The sequence below is a fragment of the Micromonospora sp. NBC_00617 genome (assembly GCF_045161355.1).
Taxonomy (GTDB): domain Bacteria; phylum Actinomycetota; class Actinomycetes; order Mycobacteriales; family Micromonosporaceae; genus Micromonospora.
On record NZ_CP107751.1, the window covers coordinates 6,464,484 to 6,481,304 of the forward strand.

At 72.6% G+C, this 16,821-nt stretch carries 12 protein-coding genes; 8 read left to right on the plus strand and 4 right to left on the minus strand.

The features are described from left to right. Positions 1 to 347 precede the first annotated feature (347 nt). The 6 genes from OG505_RS29990 to OG505_RS30015 all read left to right on the plus strand — a co-directional run bounded on the left by OG505_RS29990 (position 348) and on the right by OG505_RS30015 (position 6,900). Positions 348 to 1,118 carry a redox-sensing transcriptional repressor Rex gene (locus tag OG505_RS29990; RefSeq protein WP_405429368.1) on the plus strand — a complete coding sequence of 257 codons (771 nt, stop codon included), beginning with the start codon at positions 348 to 350 and terminating at the stop codon, positions 1,116 to 1,118. Then, positions 1,115 to 2,491, plus strand: coding sequence for a glutamyl-tRNA reductase (locus OG505_RS29995; protein WP_405429369.1), 1,377 nt, complete (start codon positions 1,115 to 1,117; stop codon positions 2,489 to 2,491). Before OG505_RS29990 ends, OG505_RS29995 begins: the two co-directional genes overlap by 4 nt. Continuing rightward, on the plus strand, positions 2,488 to 3,456 hold the full coding sequence (gene hemC / locus OG505_RS30000) for a hydroxymethylbilane synthase (protein ID WP_405429370.1): 969 nt from the start codon (positions 2,488 to 2,490) through the stop codon (positions 3,454 to 3,456). Before OG505_RS29995 ends, hemC begins: the two co-directional genes overlap by 4 nt. Beyond that, entirely contained in the window at positions 3,453 to 5,033 is a 1,581-nt protein-coding gene (locus OG505_RS30005) for a uroporphyrinogen-III synthase (protein ID WP_405429371.1), read from the plus strand. Before hemC ends, OG505_RS30005 begins: the two co-directional genes overlap by 4 nt. Positions 5,034 to 5,055: 22 nt before the next feature. Then, complete coding sequence (hemB, locus tag OG505_RS30010) at positions 5,056 to 6,039, plus strand: porphobilinogen synthase (RefSeq protein WP_405429372.1); 984 nt, start codon at positions 5,056 to 5,058, stop codon at positions 6,037 to 6,039. Positions 6,040 to 6,396: 357 nt separating this feature from the next. Further along, positions 6,397 to 6,900, plus strand: a complete 504-nt coding sequence (locus OG505_RS30015) for a multiprotein-bridging factor 1 family protein (protein ID WP_405429373.1) — start codon at positions 6,397 to 6,399, stop codon at positions 6,898 to 6,900. 77 nt (positions 6,901 to 6,977) lie between these two features. Here the strand turns inward: OG505_RS30015 and OG505_RS30020 are convergent, their stop codons facing one another. The 3 genes from OG505_RS30020 to OG505_RS30030 form a co-directional block, all read right to left on the minus strand. Then, positions 6,978 to 10,256: a lamin tail domain-containing protein gene (locus OG505_RS30020; RefSeq protein WP_405429374.1), complete on the minus strand. Its 3,279-nt coding sequence runs from the start codon at positions 10,254 to 10,256 to the stop codon at positions 6,978 to 6,980. Positions 10,257 to 10,348: 92 nt separating this feature from the next. Beyond that, complete coding sequence (locus tag OG505_RS30025; protein ID WP_405434814.1) at positions 10,349 to 11,365, minus strand: GNAT family N-acetyltransferase; 1,017 nt, start codon at positions 11,363 to 11,365, stop codon at positions 10,349 to 10,351. A gap of 72 nt (positions 11,366 to 11,437) precedes the next feature. Continuing rightward, positions 11,438 to 12,772 carry a lytic murein transglycosylase gene (locus tag OG505_RS30030; RefSeq protein WP_405434816.1) on the minus strand — a complete coding sequence of 445 codons (1,335 nt, stop codon included), beginning with the start codon at positions 12,770 to 12,772 and terminating at the stop codon, positions 11,438 to 11,440. Between the two features lie 56 nt (positions 12,773 to 12,828). Between OG505_RS30030 and OG505_RS30035 the strand changes: the two genes are divergently transcribed. Both OG505_RS30035 and OG505_RS30040 read left to right on the plus strand, forming a co-directional pair. Then, positions 12,829 to 13,041, plus strand: coding sequence for a zinc ribbon domain-containing protein (locus tag OG505_RS30035; RefSeq protein ID WP_405429375.1), 213 nt, complete (start codon positions 12,829 to 12,831; stop codon positions 13,039 to 13,041). 153 nt (positions 13,042 to 13,194) lie between these two features. After that, complete coding sequence (locus OG505_RS30040) at positions 13,195 to 16,044, plus strand: ATP-binding protein (protein WP_405429376.1); 2,850 nt, start codon at positions 13,195 to 13,197, stop codon at positions 16,042 to 16,044. Between the two features lie 100 nt (positions 16,045 to 16,144). Here OG505_RS30040 and OG505_RS30045 read toward each other — a convergent pair whose 3' ends face one another. Continuing rightward, on the minus strand, positions 16,145 to 16,681 hold the full coding sequence (locus OG505_RS30045) for a phospholipase (protein WP_405429377.1): 537 nt from the start codon (positions 16,679 to 16,681) through the stop codon (positions 16,145 to 16,147). Between the last annotated feature and the right edge of the window lie 140 nt (positions 16,682 to 16,821).

Sequence of the window (16,821 nt, forward strand, 5' to 3'; positions counted from 1 at the left end):
ATCCCGACGCCCCGCCTCTCCCTCGTAGTGCTGTCCCTACCCCGCATCGTGACCAGGCCCTACCGTCGCCGGACCGGCCGACGCGGGATTGGTCAGAGAAGTCGGGATTGAGTAATAATCGCCCAGGTGGTGGGCGCGCAGGGCCGCTCAATCGATCTTGTGGAACGGAGGGGCTGGTGGGGTCGCGTCCCGGAGCGACAAGATCGCGATTTGTGCACGTCTTCACAAGCGCCTACTCTGTAGTTCCGACGCGCCCTGCTAGCACAGCCGGCAACCTCGGTCGCCAGCGGGAGTCCATAAGCGGCCGACCAGCGGAGTTGGCCGAGGATCGCACCGCACGGAGTCTCATGAGTCAGCACCGTCACCCAGGTGCGCCCGGCCCCGCCGGTGCCGTACCGGCGCTCCCGGACCTTCCCGAGGCGACCGTCGCTCGGCTCCCGGAATACCTGCGCGCGCTGCACAACCTCGCCGATGCCGGGCACGAGACGATCTCCAGCGAGGGTCTCTCGGCCGCCGCCGGGGTCAACTCCGCCAAGCTCCGCAAGGACCTCTCCCACCTCGGCTCGTACGGCACCCGTGGCGTCGGCTACGACGTCGCGTTGCTGATCGAGCAGATCGAGTACGTGCTCGGGCTCACTCAGCGTCGCGCTGTCGCCCTGGTCGGCGTGGGTAATCTCGGTCACGCTCTGGCCGGCTACGACGGCTTCGCCGGCCGGGGCTTCCGGATCGCCGCACTGCTGGACGCCGATCCCTCCCGGGTCGGCGAAGAGATCAACGGCCTGGTTGTCCGGCATGTCGACGAGCTGCCGGCGGTCGCCACGGAGGAATCCATCGCGATCGGCGTGATCGCCACGCCGGCCGCTGCGGCCCAGCGGGTCGCCGATCAGCTGGTCGCGGTCGGCGTGACGAGCATCCTCAACTTCGCGCCGTGCGTACTCTCTGTTCCGGAGGGGGTCGACGTGCGCAAGGTCGACCTCGCCATCGAGCTGCAGATTTTGTCCTTCCACGAGCACCGCAAGGCGTCGCTGACCGCGCTGCCCGCCACCGGCGGGTCCGCTCTCACGGCCCTGCCCGGCGGGTTCGCGGCCACCGACACCCAGGAGGCGATCGGCACGTGAAACTGCTCGTCGTCGGCGCGTCCTACCGGACCGCCCCGGTCGCCACGCTGGAGCAGCTGGCCGTGCCCCCCGCCGACCTCACCCGCACCCTGGACCGCCTGGTCGCCCAGCCGTACGTGGGCGAGGCGGTGCTCGTCTCCACCTGCAACCGGGTGGAGGTCTACGCCGCCGTGTCCGGATTCCACGGCGGGCTCGGCGACATCTGCGCCGTCCTGGCCGAGCAGGCCGACAGCTCGCCGGCGGCGCTCGCCAGCCATCTCTACGTGCACTACGACACCGCCGCCGTGGACCACGTCTTCCGGGTCGCCACCGGGCTGGACTCGATGGTCGTGGGCGAGGCGCAGATCCTCGGCCAGCTGCGTGACGCGTACCACTGGGCCACCGGCACCGACTCGGCCGGCCGCCTGCTGCACGAGCTGATGCAGCAGGCACTGCGCGTCGGCAAGCGGGCCCACGCCGAGACCGGCATCGACCGGGCCGGCCAGAGCGTCGTCACCGCCGCGTTGGAGCTGGCCGCCGGGCACCTCGACGGCAACCTCGCCGGCCACCCGGCCCTGGTGATCGGGGCCGGCGCGATGGGGTCGCTCGGGGTGGCCACGCTGTCCCGGCAGGGCGCCGGGCCGCTCACGGTCACCAACCGGGGCGCCGACCGGGCCGTCCGGCTCGCCGAGTCGTACGGGGCGGACGCCGCGCCGATGACCGAGCTGGCCGCCACGCTCTCCACAGTGGACATCGTAGTGGCCGCCACCGCGTCCACTGAACCGGTCCTCACCCGGGCGGTGGTCGGCGCCGCACTCGCCGAGCGGGGCCCCTCGCGGGGTCCGCTGGTCCTGCTCGACCTGGCCGTCCCCCGCGACGTCGAGGAGGGCGTCGCCGACCTGCCCGGCGTCGAGGTGATCGACATCGGCCGGATGGCGGCGCAGCTCGCCGACGGTCCGGCGGCGGCGGACGCCGCCGCCGTCGAGCGGATCGTGCTCGGCGAGGTGGAGGGCTTCCTCACCTGGCTGCGCGGCGCCGACGTGGCACCCACCGTGGCGGCGCTGCGCGGTCGCGCCGACGACGTCGTCACCGCTGAGCTGCGTCGTCTGGCCCAGCGCCGTCCCGACCTCGGCGACGACCTGCGGGCCGAGGTGGCCCGTACGGTGCACCGCGTGGTGCAGCGGCTGCTGCACCAGCCCACCGTCAAGGTCCGCCAGCTCGCGGCCGAGCCCGGTGGCGACCAGTACGCGGCTCTGCTGCGCGAGCTGTTCGACCTCCAGGTGCCGCAGACCTCGCCGGTGGACACCGTCCCCGACGTGCTGACCCCTACCAACGCCTCGGTGACCGGCGTCGACGTCACCGAGCAGATCCCGCCCACCGGAGGTGCGCGATGACCGCCCCCCTGCGCCTCGGCACCCGGGGCAGCGCCCTGGCGATGGCCCAGTCCGGCCAGGTCGCCGAGACGTTGACCGCCGCCACCGGCCGCCCGGTCGAGCTCGTCGAGGTGGTCACCGCCGGCGACCGCTCCAGTGCTCCGGTGCACCGGCTCGGCGTCGGGGTGTTCGTCTCCGCGCTGCGTGACGCGCTGACCGCCCGGACGATCGACTTCGCCGTGCACTCCTACAAGGATCTGCCCACGGCCGGCGCCGCCGGGCTGCACATCGCGGCCGTGCCGGCCCGACAGGACCCGCGCGACGCGCTGATCGCCCAGGGCGGGCGGACGCTCGCCGAGCTGCCGCCCGGGGCCACCGTTGGTACCGGCGCGCTGCGCCGCATCGCCCAGTTGCACGCCCTCGGGCTGCAACTGGAGGTCACTCCGATCCGCGGCAACATCGACACCCGCCTGGCGCGGGTGCTCGGCCCCGAGGCCGACCTCGACGCGATCGTGCTGGCCCGGGCCGGGCTGGCCCGGATCGGCCGGACCGACGTGATCACCGAGACGCTCGACCCGATGCTCATGCTGCCCGCGCCCGCCCAGGGCGCGCTGGCCGTGGAGTGCCGGGTCGACGACCAGGAGCTGGTCGAGCTGCTCGGGACGCTCGACCACGCACCGTCGCACGCCGCGGTCACCGCGGAGCGCGCGTTGCTGGCAACACTGGAGGCCGGGTGCAGCGCACCCGTCGCCGCCTATGCGGAACTCGCCGAAGGTGACGCCGGCGATGAGATCTACCTGCGCGGGGCGGTGATCAGCCCGGACGGCATTCGTGACCTCCGGCTGTCCCGCACCGGAACGCCCGCCGACGCGGCGGAGATCGGTAAGGCACTCGCCGCCGAACTCCTCGAACTCGGCGCCGACTCGATCCTCGGCCACGAAGGACACACCGGCCCGGGGACCCAGCAATTTGGGAGCACAGAATGACCCGCACCCGTAAGCCCGTCGGCCGTATCGCGTTCGTCGGGGCTGGCCCCGGTGACCCGGGCCTGCTGACCCGTCGGGCGCACGACGCCCTGGTCGACGCGGACCAGGTGATCTACGACCGGGGAGTCCCCGAGTCGCTGCTCGCCGTCGTACGCGCCGAGGCCAGGGACGACGCCCAGTTCACGCCTGCCGAAGGCGCACCGGGGGACGTGGCGAAGGTGTTGATCTCCGCGGCCCGGTCCGGGCTGAACGCGGTGCACCTGGTGGCCGGTGACCCGTTCGGCCACGACTCGGTGGTCAAGGAGGTGCAGGCGGTGGCCCGCACCGCCGCCCACTTCGAGGTGGTGCCGGGTGTCGGCCAGGCCGAGGGCGTCGCCACCTACGCAGGTGTTCCGTTGCCGGGTGTGCGTACCGCCGCCGACGTCGAGGACGTCAGCACGCTGGACTTCGAGGCGCTGGCTGCGGCCGTCGGGCGGGGCTCGCTCGCGCTCGCGGTGGACGCCGGTGACCTCGCCGCCGTCCGGGACGGCCTGCTGGCCGCCGGGGTCGACGGCACCACCGACGTCGGGGTGACCGGCGACGGCACCGGCGAGACCCAGTACACGACCACGTCGACCGTGGACAGCTTCGTGGCCGCCGCGCTCGGCTTCACCGGCCGGGTGGTGCTCACCATCGGCGCGGGCGTGGGCCAGCGCGACAAGCTGAGCTGGTGGGAGAACCGCCCGCTGTACGGCTGGAAGGTGCTGGTGCCGCGCACCAAGGAGCAGGCCGGCGCGATGAGCGCCCGACTGCGGGCGTACGGGGCGATTCCGTGCGAGGTGCCGACCATCGCGGTCGAGCCGCCGCGCACCCCGGCGCAGATGGAGCGGGCCGTCAAGGGTCTGGTCGACGGCCGGTACGCCTGGGTGATCTTCACCTCGGTGAACGCGGTCCGCGCGGTCTGGGAGAAGTTCGCCGAGCACGGTCTGGACGCCCGGCACTTCGGCGGCGTCAAGATCGCCTGCATCGGCGAGCCGACCGCTGACGCGGTCCGCGCGTTCGGCATCCAGCCGGAACTGATCCCCGCTGGGGAGCAGTCCTCCGAGGGGCTGCTGGCCGAGTTCTCGCCGCACGACGAGATCCTCGACCCGGTCGGCCGGGTGCTGCTGCCGCGCGCCGACATCGCCACCGAGACGCTCGCCGCCGGGCTCACCGAGCGCGGCTGGGAGGTCGACGACGTGACCGCGTACCGGACGGTGCGGGCCGCGCCGCCGCCCGCCGAGATCCGCGACGCGATCAAGTCGGGCGGGTTCGACGCGGTCCTCTTCACGTCTTCTTCCACTGTGCGGAACCTGGTCGGCATCGCCGGGAAGCCGCATGCGCGGACGGTTGTTGCCGTGATTGGGCCCAAGACGGCGGAGACCGCGACGGAGTTCGGCCTTCGGGTCGACGTCCAGCCACCGCACGCCTCGGTGCCCGACCTGGTGGAGGCGCTCGCCGCCTACGCCGTCGAGCTGCGCGAGAAGCTGGCCGCCATGCCGGCCAAGCAGCGCCGTGGCTCGAAGGTGCAGGGGCCGACCGCCCTCCGCTTCCGGTAGTCGTCCTCAGGAGGGCCCTTTCATGTCGTACCCCGAGATCCGGCCCCGCCGCCTGCGCCGCACCCCGGCGATCCGCCGGCTGGTGTCCGAGACCCGGGTCGACCCGGCCGAGCTGGTCGTGCCGATGTTCGTCAAGGAAGGGCTCACCGAGCCCCGGGCCATCGGGTCGCTCCCGGGGGTGCTCCAGCACTCCCGGGACTCCCTGCGCAAGGCGGCCACCGAGGCGGTCCAGGCCGGCGTCGGCGGGATCATGCTCTTCGGGGTGCCCGAGCGGCGTGACCCGACCGGGTCCGGCGGCCTCGACCCGAACGGCATCCTGAACGTCGCCATCCGCGACGTGGTGTCCGAGGTGGGCGACAGCACTGTCGTGATGAGCGACCTGTGCCTGGACGAGTTCACCTCGCACGGGCACTGCGGCGTGCTCACCGCAGACGGTGAGGTGGACAACGACGCCACCCTTGCCGCGTACGCCGAGATGGCGGTGGCCCAGGCCGCCGCCGGGGTCCACATGGTCGGGCCGTCCGGGATGATGGACGGCCAGGTCGGCGTGGTCCGCCGGGCGCTCGACGCCGCCGGCCACCAGGATGTGGCGGTGCTGGCGTACGCGGTGAAGTACGCCTCGGCGTTCTTCGGCCCGTTCCGGGAGGCGGTGGAGTCGGCGCTGGAGGGCGACCGGCGTGCCTACCAGCAGGATCCGGCCAACCTGCGCGAGTCGCTGCGCGAGGTGGCGCTCGACGTCGCCGAGGGCGCCGACCTGGTGATGGTCAAGCCGGCGCTGCCCTACCTCGACGTGGTGTCGGCGGTGCGGGCCGCGGTGGACGTCCCGGTCGCCGCCTACCAGGTCTCCGGGGAGTACGCGATGGTCGAGGCGGCTGCCGCGAACGGTTGGATCGACCGCGAGCGGGTGATGTTGGAGACGCTCACCTCGATCAAGCGGGCCGGCGCGCAGATCATCCTCACCTACTGGGCGGTCGAAGCCGCCGGCCTGCTCCGCCAGCGCTACTGAGCAGCCCGGTCCCGCACGGCCCGCTTTTCCGCTAGGCCCTTGGGCTCTGCGCCCTGTTGGCCCTCGTTGGCCCTCGTTGCACCTCGCTGACCCTCGTAGCATTGCGCGTCCCCGCACCCTGTTGCGCGCCCTTCAGGTACGGGGTCCAGGGCCCCTAGTGCACGTCCTTTGCTCTGCTTCAACCGGCGCAACACTTTTCGGGTCTGACTGTTGCGTCAGTTGAAGCAGAGCAAAGGACGCACACTAGAGAGCCGGCTCGGCCCGGCCCCGCAGCGCGCAAGCCGCCGGCTGGCCGAGTTATCCACAGGCTTATCCACCGGGATTGAGCCTGGGTGGTGTCGCGGGCATGGTGGGCGGATGGCCTCCGCGCTCGTTCCTCCTCTGCCTCCCGGCCCCACCGTCGGCCGTTATCCCATCGCCGGTCTGGTGCGCCGGGCGCGGCGAATCGTCCGGCTGAGCCAACATCAGATGGCCCGCTTCGCCAAGGTCACGCCCTCGACAGTGGGTCGGGTCGAAGCGGGCACCCTGTCGCCGAGCCTGGCGGTGCTGGAGCGTCTGCTCGGCGCGGCCGGGCTCTACCTGGTCGTCGTGGACCAGGAAGGCCGGATCGTCCAACCGATGGCCGACCGTGAGGACGTTCATGACGGCGCGGGTCGCCGCTATCCCTCGCACCTCGACACCATCCTCGACCCCAAGCCGGGGGAGTGGTGGGGCGACATCTACGGGCTGACCCGGCCACCAGAGACCTACCACCGCAGCTCGACGGATCGCGAAGCGCGACGCCACCGCAGCCAGTGGGAGGTGCGGGTGGCACAGCACCGCAACGCACCACCCCCGCCGATAGTCCAGGAGTACTACTGAGGGAGACATCGGCAGACGCGAGCGGCCCGCCGCCCGAGGAGACCTGGACGACGGGCCGCCGACACGGCGAAAGACTGTCAGTCGTCGTTGGTGATGGTGCCCACCGCCAGCGGATCGGCCAGCCGCAACCCGGGCACGCCCGCCACCAGCAGGGTCAACTTCTCGTCCGACTCCCGCTTGCGGTCACCGCGCACGGTCACCGGGAAGGCGACAGACGTCTGCCCGGCGGCCAGGGTGCGGCAACCGACGTACGGGTCGAAGTCCGAGCCGATCTGCGCCGTGACACCGACGGTGGCGGCGCAGAGCAGCACCGGCTGGGACAGCGGCCGGGACACGGTGGCGGTGAAGGTGAGCTGACGGGTGCCCTGGTCGCCCTCGACCACCGACGTGTCGGTGACGGTCAACGACGCCCGGGACCGGAAACGGGCCACCTGCGGGTCGTGGTCGCTGGAGCCCCGCGACCCGTCACCCGTGAACTCCGCCGGCCAGTCGGCGTTGACGTGCGCCGCCCGCACCTGCACCAGGTCACCGTAGAGCGCGTCGTTGACAAACAGGTGGTCGAGCGTCTGCGCCTGCCCCTCGAAGCTGTACGAGTAGGCCGATGCGGGCACCTGCGCGACGAGGGTGTCCCACAGGTTGTGCAGGCCGGCCTCGTAGAGCGGGGCGAGCTGGTCCGACGACGTCGGCTGCGCGCCGGTGGCGATGGGATCGTCCGGACGGGGGAAGACGTTCAGGTCCCCGCCGTAGACCACCCGGGCGCTCTGATCGGCCGCCTCGATCGCGGTGACGATCGCCGCGCCGTACGCCGCCTGCTCCCGCCGCTGCCCGATCCGGCCGTCCGGGCCGGAGGAGTAGTGGTTGCTCAGCGCGTACAGGGTGAACCGCTCGGCCGCGCCGGGCGCCGCGGCGACCGTGAACTTGCCCAGCTGGGGTGCCCGGGTGAAGACGTTGTTCCCGTCCTTCCCGGTCGACGTGTCCACATCGGCCGGCAGCACCGCGTTGAGGGCCTTCGGGTTCTGCACGTCGGCGTTGCCCGGCAGTCCCGGGGCCCGGTACTGGACGGTCGGCGCCGAGCCGAGCAGCGGATCGTTCGCCGTCGCGGCCGCCAACGACAGCCGGTCGGTGCGGTACAGGAACGCGGCGGTGATCCCGCGGGCGTCCGCGCCGGTCCGGTCATAGGTCGCGGCGTACGCCGGCCCGCCGGCCGCCGCCACCGCGAGCGCCAACTCCTGGATGCTGTCCGGAGCGCCGTCGGCGTTGTTGGTGTCGCCGCAGGTCAGCGCCCCACCGGAGACCGTACAGATGTCCTGGTCCTCGGCCTCCTGCACCAGGATCAGATCGGGCGCGTGCAGATCCTTGACGATCTGGTCGGCGAGCGACGTCAGGTGCTCCCGGTAGTCCGCCTCGCTGCTCGGCACGTAGTCGAACGGCGGGTTGACGCCCGGGCAGCCGGAGTTGCCGGCGAAGTCGCAGCCGTCGAACGGGTCGTCGCGGTAGTCGTACAGGTTCTCCACGTTGTACGTGGCGACCGCGACCTCCTGGGAACGGTCGGCCGGCTTCGGCGGGTTGTTCTTCGACGGGTCGGCGCCGGCGTCGAACCCGGCCCGCTCGACCTGCACGCCGTACTTCTCGAACGAGTAGTAGACGCCACCCACCGCGTCCGCCCGCAACGTGTCGAAGGTGTGCGCCGGCGGGAGCAGCGCGGTGCTGTCCCCGGCGGTGCCCTTCACGCCCATGCTGCCCAGCAGCACGCGCTGACCGTTGCCGTCGTCGAAGCGCTGGCTCGGGTCGTTGTCCAGCGGGTGGGAGTCCCTAAAGACCCGCCGGGCGTACGGGTCGGCGCGGTCGAGCAGCGGGTCGTCCCGGTCGACGACCCACAGCTCCGCGTCCGCCGTGGACGAGAAGACGTTGCGACCGCTCACCGCACCGCTGCCGGCGCGGACGCGCAGCCGGGCGCCCTCGTGCCGCTCCCACCAGCGCTGCGCCTCGGTCAGCTCGACCGGCGGCACCGCGTCGGTCACCGTGACCGTCGTGTCCACGTCCAGGCCGGTGGCGATCCGGCGGACCAGCGACGCGCCGGAGAGCTGGGTGAGGTTGTAGTACTCCGACACCCGGGCCCGGAGCACCACCTCGTCGCCGACCGTCGGCACGTAGCCGCCGATCAGCGAGGTGAACGTGCCGATGAACACGAAGATGCCGTCGGAGCTGGTCGGGTCACCGTCGGTGTCACCGCTGCGGCTCTGCAGGAAGAACCCGTTCTGCTCCGCACCGGCCGCCGTACGGGCAAGCGTCAACTGGGTGATCACGCCACGGACGTCGTACATCGTGCTGCTGGTGCCGTTGCCGCTCGCCGGTGCGAGCGGTGACCGGTCGGCGGGGCCGGACTCGGTGTCGGTGGTCGGACCCTGCACCTCACCGACGGTCAGCTCCCGGGTGACCTGCACGGCCAGCGCGCAGGTGGCGGTGCCACCGCCCGCGTCGGTCGTGGTCACGGTGACGGTGTACGCCCCGGCGGTGAGGTCGGCGCTCGCGCTGATCGTGGCGCGGGCGGTGCCGCCCACCCCGTCGGCCGGGGTGAACGCGGTACGGGTGATCGAGCCGGAGGTCGGGCTCGGGCTGATCGCGGTCACCGCCAGGTCGACGATCGTGTCGTCGGGGTCGACGGCGGTCACCTCGCGGCTCGCAGCCGTCCCGGCGGCGGTGACCAACGGCCCACCACAGGTCAGCGTGGCCGGCGCGTCGACCGGGCCACCGCCGTCCACGGTGTGCGAGCCGAGCCCGTCGAAGGTGTCGATCGGAAGACCGGTCCACTGCGCGGCGGGGTCGAACGCGTCCGACGGGTCGGTGTCGCCCGCCGTCACCGTGGGCAGGCGGCGCAGCGTGTTGTCCGCCGTGCTGGTCGCGCCCGTGCCCCACTCGGTGCCCGGGTCGACACCCACCTGGCCGATCGAGTCGAGCACCGTGGCGCCCCGGCGCAGCACGATCGCGTCGTCGCCGTTGAACAGGCTCGCCCCGGTGGTCTGGTCGGCCTGGGCGAGGATGGCCGCCCCGGCCGAGGCGCTGGCGAACACGAACGCGTCCCCGGCGGCCACGGTCCCGGCCAGCGCGATGCTGGTCGGGGTGGTGGAGCCGTTGAAGTAGAGCTGGAGCTGGTAGCCGCCCGCGGTGAGGTCGACGGCGGCGCCGGTGCCGTTGAACAGCTCGATCGCCTTGTTGTTCGACGAGCCTTCGACGTACTCCGAGATGAACAGGTCGGTGGGCGCGGCGATGGCGGCGGTGGGTGTGACGCCGAGGGCCGTGACGGTCACTGCGGCGGTGGCGATCGCGAGCGCGGCTGTCGTGCGGCGCGGGCGCATAGGGCCTCCACGATGGGTGGATGGGAGTCAACGCACGTTAAGGTGCGTAACCGTCCATCGTCCATCCCCCACCGGACAGTTTCGTGAATTCCTCAACGCGGCGGGTCGATGCGGTGCACCAGCTCGGCGACGTCGACGCTGTATTCGCACCAGTCCCGGTCGGGCCGGTAGCCCAGCTCCGCGTTGACCTTGAGCATCGCCTCGTTGGCCTGGGCGTTCCAGGTCTGCACCTCGGCCAGCTCCGACTCGGCGGAACGCAGCTCCAGCAGCATCCGCGCCTTGATCGCCCGGTCGATGCCGTAACCCCGGTGGTCCTGCGCGACGATCGTGTCGTACTGGTCGGCGCGGGTCGGGTGCTGCGCCGGCACCACGACCTCGGTCAGGCCGGCCACCTCGCCACTCTGCTCGTGCCGGGCCAGGACGATGTACGGCTTCATACCCCGCCGGTGCAGGGTGTCCAGGCTGTCCCGCAGCCGCTCCGGGTCATACGAGCTGGGACGCAACTCGCCGTCGTCGACGTCGCGCACCTCGGCCTTGGCCCGCGCGTACGACTCGATCAGGTCGTCCGGTGGCCCACCGGGGTAGAACTCCAGGTGGTAGCCCGCGCCGATCCCGGTGGCCATCTCGGTCAGCTCGGCCCAGTCCACCGAGGTCAGGTCGAGCACGCTGCGCGTCTCCACGTACTCCCGGGTGAAGCCGAGCGACTCGTAGAAGCCCACCGCCGGCGTGTCGCCGACCACCTCGACCCCGATCGACTGGAAACCCTCCTGGTAGACGCGGCGGGCGGCGCGCAGCACCAGCTCACGGCCGAGGCCGTTGCGTCGGACTAAGGGGTGCACCAGCACCTCGAGCACCCCGATGTCGCCGAGGAGCAGCACGTGGACCTGCCCGAGGACAGCGCCCGTCTCGCCGGAAGCGGTCGGCTCGGCCTGAGCAAGCCAGGAGATCCGCCGCTCACCGGGCATCACCTCGCCGAGATACTCCCGCAGAGAGGTCTCCCGCCACGGCGGGTCCTGCGGCAGATCGGCCGCCAGCACCGCGTTCAGCGTTGTCAGCAGCGACGCGATCTCGGCGGACGACGCGGTCCTGGGGTCCCACTCGCGCACCATCACCCGTCTAGCTTGCCGCTAACGGCTGCTCGGGGGAAGTGTCCAGTTCTCCAATGTACGCGGACGATCACATCACGTGCGGCTGGCCCGTCCGTACCGGTCAGCGGTGTCGTAGACGGCCTGGGCGTACCGGCGCACGTCGTTGTACGACAAGATCGCGTTCCACCAGTCGCCGGGGATGCTCAGGTTGCGGCCGCCCTTGCACAGGTAGTTGCCGGCAGCCAGAGCGGCGTCATCCAGGTCGTGCGGGTCCTTGACGCCATCCAGGTCGGCGTCCGCGCCGATCTCCTGCCAGGTCGTCGGGATGAACTGCATCGGCCCGATCGCCCGGTCGTAGGTGCTGTCGTTGTCGAGGGCACCGCGGTCGGTGTCGATGATCCGCATCCGGCCGCCGTTTCCGTCCAGTGGCAGCCCGATGATGTGGGGCAGCGCCTTGCCGTCCGCCCCCAACCGCGCGCCGTTGGCCGAGCCGTGCCCGGACTCGACCTGGCCGATCGCGGCCAACGTCGTCCAGCTCAGCGCACAGCTGCGGTTGGTCTGGGCGAGCACCACCTCGGCGTACCCGTACGCCTGCACGGCGGTCGCGGGAATCTTGACCTTGGCGGCGACCTGCTGCGCCCAGGCGGCCAGGGAATCCGAGGGACGGCCGCCGGCAGTCGGACCGACGGCCGGCCCGGTCGGCATGCCGCCGCTGGGGAACGCTCCGGTGGGCAGCGGCGCGGTCGGCATCGGCCCGGTGGGCAGAGTGCCGGTGGGCAGCGGACGGGTGGGCAGCGGGTCGATGGGCACCGCCGGCGGCACGGCCACGGTCGGCGCGGCCGTGACGTCGGCCACCGGCCGGGATCCCCGAATGGTCGCCGGGACGAGCAACGCCCCCGCCGCGGCGGTCGCGGCCACCAGAAGCAGCAGGAAGACCCCCGGGATCGTGAGTCGGCCGCTGGGCCGGCGGGCCCAGGCGCGGGTCGCCCGGGCGGCGGTCACCGCGGCCTGACGGGGCGGTGGCACCCGTACGGCGTGCGCGAACGGCACCCGCCGACGGCGGCCGCGCTCGGGCGTCGGCACCACGGCGGCACCGTCCACCTTGGTCGCCGTCAGGTCGGTGGCGGTGGCGTCCGCCGCTGTCGCGCTGTCGGCCTTCGCGTCCTCAGCCTTCGCGGTGTCGGTGGCCCCCAACTGGTCGCCGGTCGCGGCATCGACGCTCGGGGCAAGGGGTGCGTCGGTGGTCACGGACGTCGCCGGGGTCTCGGCCTTCGGGTCGGTCCTGCGGCCGCCGAGCCAGGGCCGGCGGGGGCGGGGCACGGCCGCGGGCACCGGATCCGGTGCGGCGCCCGACTCGGCCAGCGGCCCGTCCAGCGGCGCGGCCGGCCGAAGCGGTTGCACACGCGTCTCGTCCTCGCCGTCCACCACCCGTCGAGTATCACTCATGTCCCCGGTGACCGTCAGGCCCACGTACCCTGATCGCCATGCCCCGGTACGAGTTCCGCTGCCGCGCCTGCGGCGACACTTTCGAAGTCAACCGTCCGATGGCGGAGGCCGGCGCCCCGGCCACCTGCCCGCAGGGTCATGTCGACACGGTCAAGCTGCTTTCGGCGGTGTCGGTCACCGGTCGGGGCGCTGGTGGCGCGCAACCTCCCGCTGGTGGCGGTGGCTGCTGCGGTGGTGCCTGCGGCTGCTGAGCCGGGCGTTCCGGTGGCCGGCCGGTGGGCCGGCCTTGCCGGGAGCGGGTTCGAGTGGCACCTTGAGGCGGCACGTGCCCGGCCGTTCTCACGATGCGTGACCGCTCGGAGTCAGGCAGCATGAACCCGACGTCACGGGCGGAGGTTCCACGCATGTCGCCACGGATCCAGCTCCCGAGCGGTTGGGTGACCTTCGTGTTCACCGACATCGAGGGCTCGACCCGGCTGGCCCAACTGCTCGGCGCGGACTACCGCCCGGTGCTCGCCGAGCACCGCCGGTTGCTGCGTCGCACCCTGGCCGCCACCGGTGGCGCGGAGCTGCTGACCGAGGGCGACTCGTTCTTCCTGGCCTTCGACGACGCGGCGGCGGCGCTGACCGCCTGCCTGACCGCCCAGCGGGCGTTGGCGAGCCACGACTGGCCCACCGAGGAGGCCGCGCCCCGGGTGCGGATGGGCTTGCACACCGGTTACGCCGAGCCCCGCGACGGGGACTACGCGAGCCCCGAGGTGCATCGGGCCGCCCGGGTGGCCGCGGCCGCGCACGGCGGACAGGTGCTCTGTTCGGCGTCCACGGCCCGCCGGGCCGATCCGCTGCCCCCCGGCGCCACCCTGCTGGACCTGGGCCTGCACCGGCTGCGTGGCTTCGACGACCGGGAGCGGTTGTTCCAACTGGTCGCGCCCGGCCTGGAACGGCAGTTCCCCCGCCCCCGCACCGCCGACGCGGTGGCGCACAACCTGCCGACCCAGGTGACCTCGTTCGTCGGGCGGGAGGTCGAGCGGGCCGAGCTGGGCCGGTTGGTGGAGCGGCACCGACTGGTCACCGTGCTGGGCGCGGGCGGCGCGGGCAAGACCCGGCTCGCCGTGGAGCTGGCCGGTGGCGTCGTCGAGGCGTACCCGGACGGGGTCTGGTTCGTCGACATCGCCGCAGTGACCGACCCGGGACTGGTGGCGTTCGCCATCGCCGCGGTGCTCGGGCTGCGGCCCGAGCCGGGCCGCCCGATGCTGGACACCCTCGTCGAGTACGCGGCGGCCCGCCGGATGCTGGTCGTACTGGACACCTGCGACACGCAACCGGCGGCCTGCGGCGAGGTCATCTCACGGCTGCTCTCCGGCGGGGGCGGCGTGCGGGTGCTGGCGACCAGCCGGGAGTCGTTCAGCCTGCCCGGCGAGGTGGTCTGGCGGATCCCGCCGCTCTCGGTCGATCCCCACCCGGGCGGCGCGGAGAGCGACGCGGTCGCGCTGCTGCTGGACCGTACGGCGGCGGCCCGTGGCGGTCGGCGGCCCGACCCGTCCGAGTCGGCCGACCTGCGCCGGGTGGTGCAGCGGCTGGACGGGCTGCCACTCGCCATCGAGTTGGCGGCCGCCCGGCTGCGGGTGCTCTCCGTGGGTCAGCTGGCCGAGCGGTTGGACGACGTCCTCGGCACGCTGGACGCCGGCCGGGAGGATCCGGATCCACCGCCGGTGGAGCGGGGCTGGTCCGGCAACCAGCAGGACACCGTGGACCTGGTGGCCGCGGCGATCGGGACACCGCCGCCCACCCCGGCGAGCAGGGCCGTGCAGCGCTCGGCCACCGAACGGCATCTGACCATGCAGGCGACCGTCACCTGGTCGTACCGCACGTTGGGGCACCGGGCCGCGCGGCTGTTGCGCTGGCTGGCGGTCTTCGCGGGGCCGGTGGATCTGCCGACGGTGGAGTGGCTGCTGGGCGACGATCCGCTGGATCCACTGTCGGTGCTGGTGGACAAGTCGATGGTGTTGGCCGAGCCGCGCGCCGCCGGCAGTTCGTACCGGATGCTCGACCCGATCCGGGCGTACGCGGCACGGCGGCTGGCCGAGGCGGGTGAGGAGCAGGCTGCCCGTAACCGGCACGTGGCCTGGTCGGCGCACGCGCTGGAGCGGGCCCACCTGGGGCCGGACGGCCGGCCGGTGACGTTGTCGCTCTACACCCTCGACCCGCTGGCCGACGAGCTGCGGGCCGCGCTGCGCTGGTGCGCCACCGGCGGTAGCGCCCGTGCCGGTCTCCGCCTGGCCGGTGAGCTGGACCAGTGGTGGCGCGAGCGCGGGCTGGCCCGGGAGGGTCGACTCTGGCTGTTCCGGCTGTACGGACGGATCGCCGAGACCGGCGAGCGCATCCCGGACGCCGAGCTGGCGGCGGCGTACCACATGCACTCGTTGCACGCCGGCGCCGACGGCGAGTTCGCGGAGGAGTTGCGCTACTCGCAGCGGGCGGAGGCGGCCGCCCGACAGGCCGGCGACGCCGGGCTGCTGGCCCGGGTGCTCGCCGGTCGGGCCGCGCCGTTGGTGGACATGGGCCAGTTCTTCGAGGCCGAGCGGGTCTGTCGGGAGGTCATCGACTGGGCCCACGGGCAGGACGTGGTCGGCGAGGCGCTGTTCGCGGTGTTCAGCCTGGCCGAGCTGCTGTGGCGGCGCGGCGCGCTGGAGGAGGCGGCGGAGTTGCTGGGAGCGGCGCGTCCGGTGGAGGCCGCCCGGCCGGTCGAGCGGGGCCGGCGTTCGGTGGACATGCTGCTCGGGATGGTCGCGCTGGCCCGGGGCGACGTGATCGCCGCGCACGAGCACCTGCTGGTGGCGCTGCGCTCACGGATGGGGCACGGCTACCACGGCCGGGCCTGCGACACGCTGAACGCGATCGCGGTGCGCTGCGCTCTCGGTGGAGACCGGTTGACGGCCGCCCGGCTGTTCGGGGCGGCCCAGGCCACCCGGGCGAGCATGCGAGCGACACCGGGCATCTACGGCGGCTACTGGGCCGATCAGCAGGCGGAGCTGCGGGCGATGGCGGGTGACGCGGCGTTCGACGACGCGTACGGGGAGGGAGCCGAGATGGGCCTGGACGAGGCCGTGGCGCTGGCGCTCGACGTGGAACACCCGGACCTGGCAGCGGATTCGACCCGCTTCAGCACCGACCTGTCCCCACCCGCGCCGCCCCCCGCCCACCCCGCCGACCCCAACCGCCACCACCCCGCAACCCGAACGGAACGCGCCTGACCCCTCGTCGTTGATCATGAAGTTATTGCCACGACACGCCGGGCGGACGGGCAACAACTTCATGATCACCGCGACGGGTGGGGTGGGGGGTGGGGTGGGGTTACCGGGTTGCGGCCTTGGCTTCGGCTTGGGCCTTCATTCGGGCGGCTCGGTCGATGTCGGCCTGCTGGACGGCCGCCACCGAGCCGAAGATGTGCACCGCCTGGTAGTACGTCCAGGCCAGGCTGTAGCAGGCCGGGCGAACGACCGTGTTGTACGTGGCGCAGACCCGCTTCAGGTCCTCGTAGAAGGCGCTGTCCAGGCGGGACTTGTTGGCGGAGAACTGGCCGACCGCCTTGTAGTTGCGGTAGCCGAAGTCGTGTCGGTAGCAGCCCAGGTTGAAGGTGAACCCGAGCGGGTTGTCCGGGCTGGACGAGCAGTAGTCGGTGGACCAGTCGAAGTTGTACCCGGCCCAGGGGGCCCGGTTGACGCGGGCGCTGTTCCAGGAGTTGTAGCTGGACGCGCTGGTCTGGGTCCAGCTCGACAGCACGGACAGTCGCTCCGCGGGGGTGACGGCGGCGGCGGGGGAGGCGGCGGCGAGGGTGGCGAGCAGCGCGAGCGCGCCCGAGGCGAACAGGGTGGCGAGACGTCGGGGCACGGTTTACCTCCGCGGGTGAGCGGTGGGACAGAAGTTACCGGCGGGTTACCGGATGTCGATGAGTGTCGATCAGGTGATCAACTGGGCGGTATGCGCGCCGCCAACTATTGGTGACATACGTTCAAACAGACGAATGCCCC

Excerpts from the sequence above, each read along its gene's own strand:
- OG505_RS29990 (WP_405429368.1), top strand. The coding sequence starts at position 348 with ATGAGTCAGCACCGTCACCCAGGTGCGCCCGGCCCCGCCGGTGCCGTA.
- hemC (WP_405429370.1), top strand. The coding sequence starts at position 2,488 with ATGACCGCCCCCCTGCGCCTCGGCACCCGGGGCAGCGCCCTGGCGATG.
- OG505_RS30005 (WP_405429371.1), top strand. The coding sequence starts at position 3,453 with ATGACCCGCACCCGTAAGCCCGTCGGCCGTATCGCGTTCGTCGGGGCT.
- hemB (WP_405429372.1), top strand. The coding sequence starts at position 5,056 with ATGTCGTACCCCGAGATCCGGCCCCGCCGCCTGCGCCGCACCCCGGCG.
- OG505_RS30015 (WP_405429373.1), top strand. The coding sequence starts at position 6,397 with ATGGCCTCCGCGCTCGTTCCTCCTCTGCCTCCCGGCCCCACCGTCGGC.
- OG505_RS30020 (WP_405429374.1), bottom strand. The coding sequence starts at position 10,256 with ATGCGCCCGCGCCGCACGACAGCCGCGCTCGCGATCGCCACCGCCGCA.
- OG505_RS30025 (WP_405434814.1), bottom strand. The coding sequence starts at position 11,365 with ATGGTGCGCGAGTGGGACCCCAGGACCGCGTCGTCCGCCGAGATCGCG.
- OG505_RS30035 (WP_405429375.1), top strand. The coding sequence starts at position 12,829 with ATGCCCCGGTACGAGTTCCGCTGCCGCGCCTGCGGCGACACTTTCGAA.
- OG505_RS30040 (WP_405429376.1), top strand. The coding sequence starts at position 13,195 with ATGTCGCCACGGATCCAGCTCCCGAGCGGTTGGGTGACCTTCGTGTTC.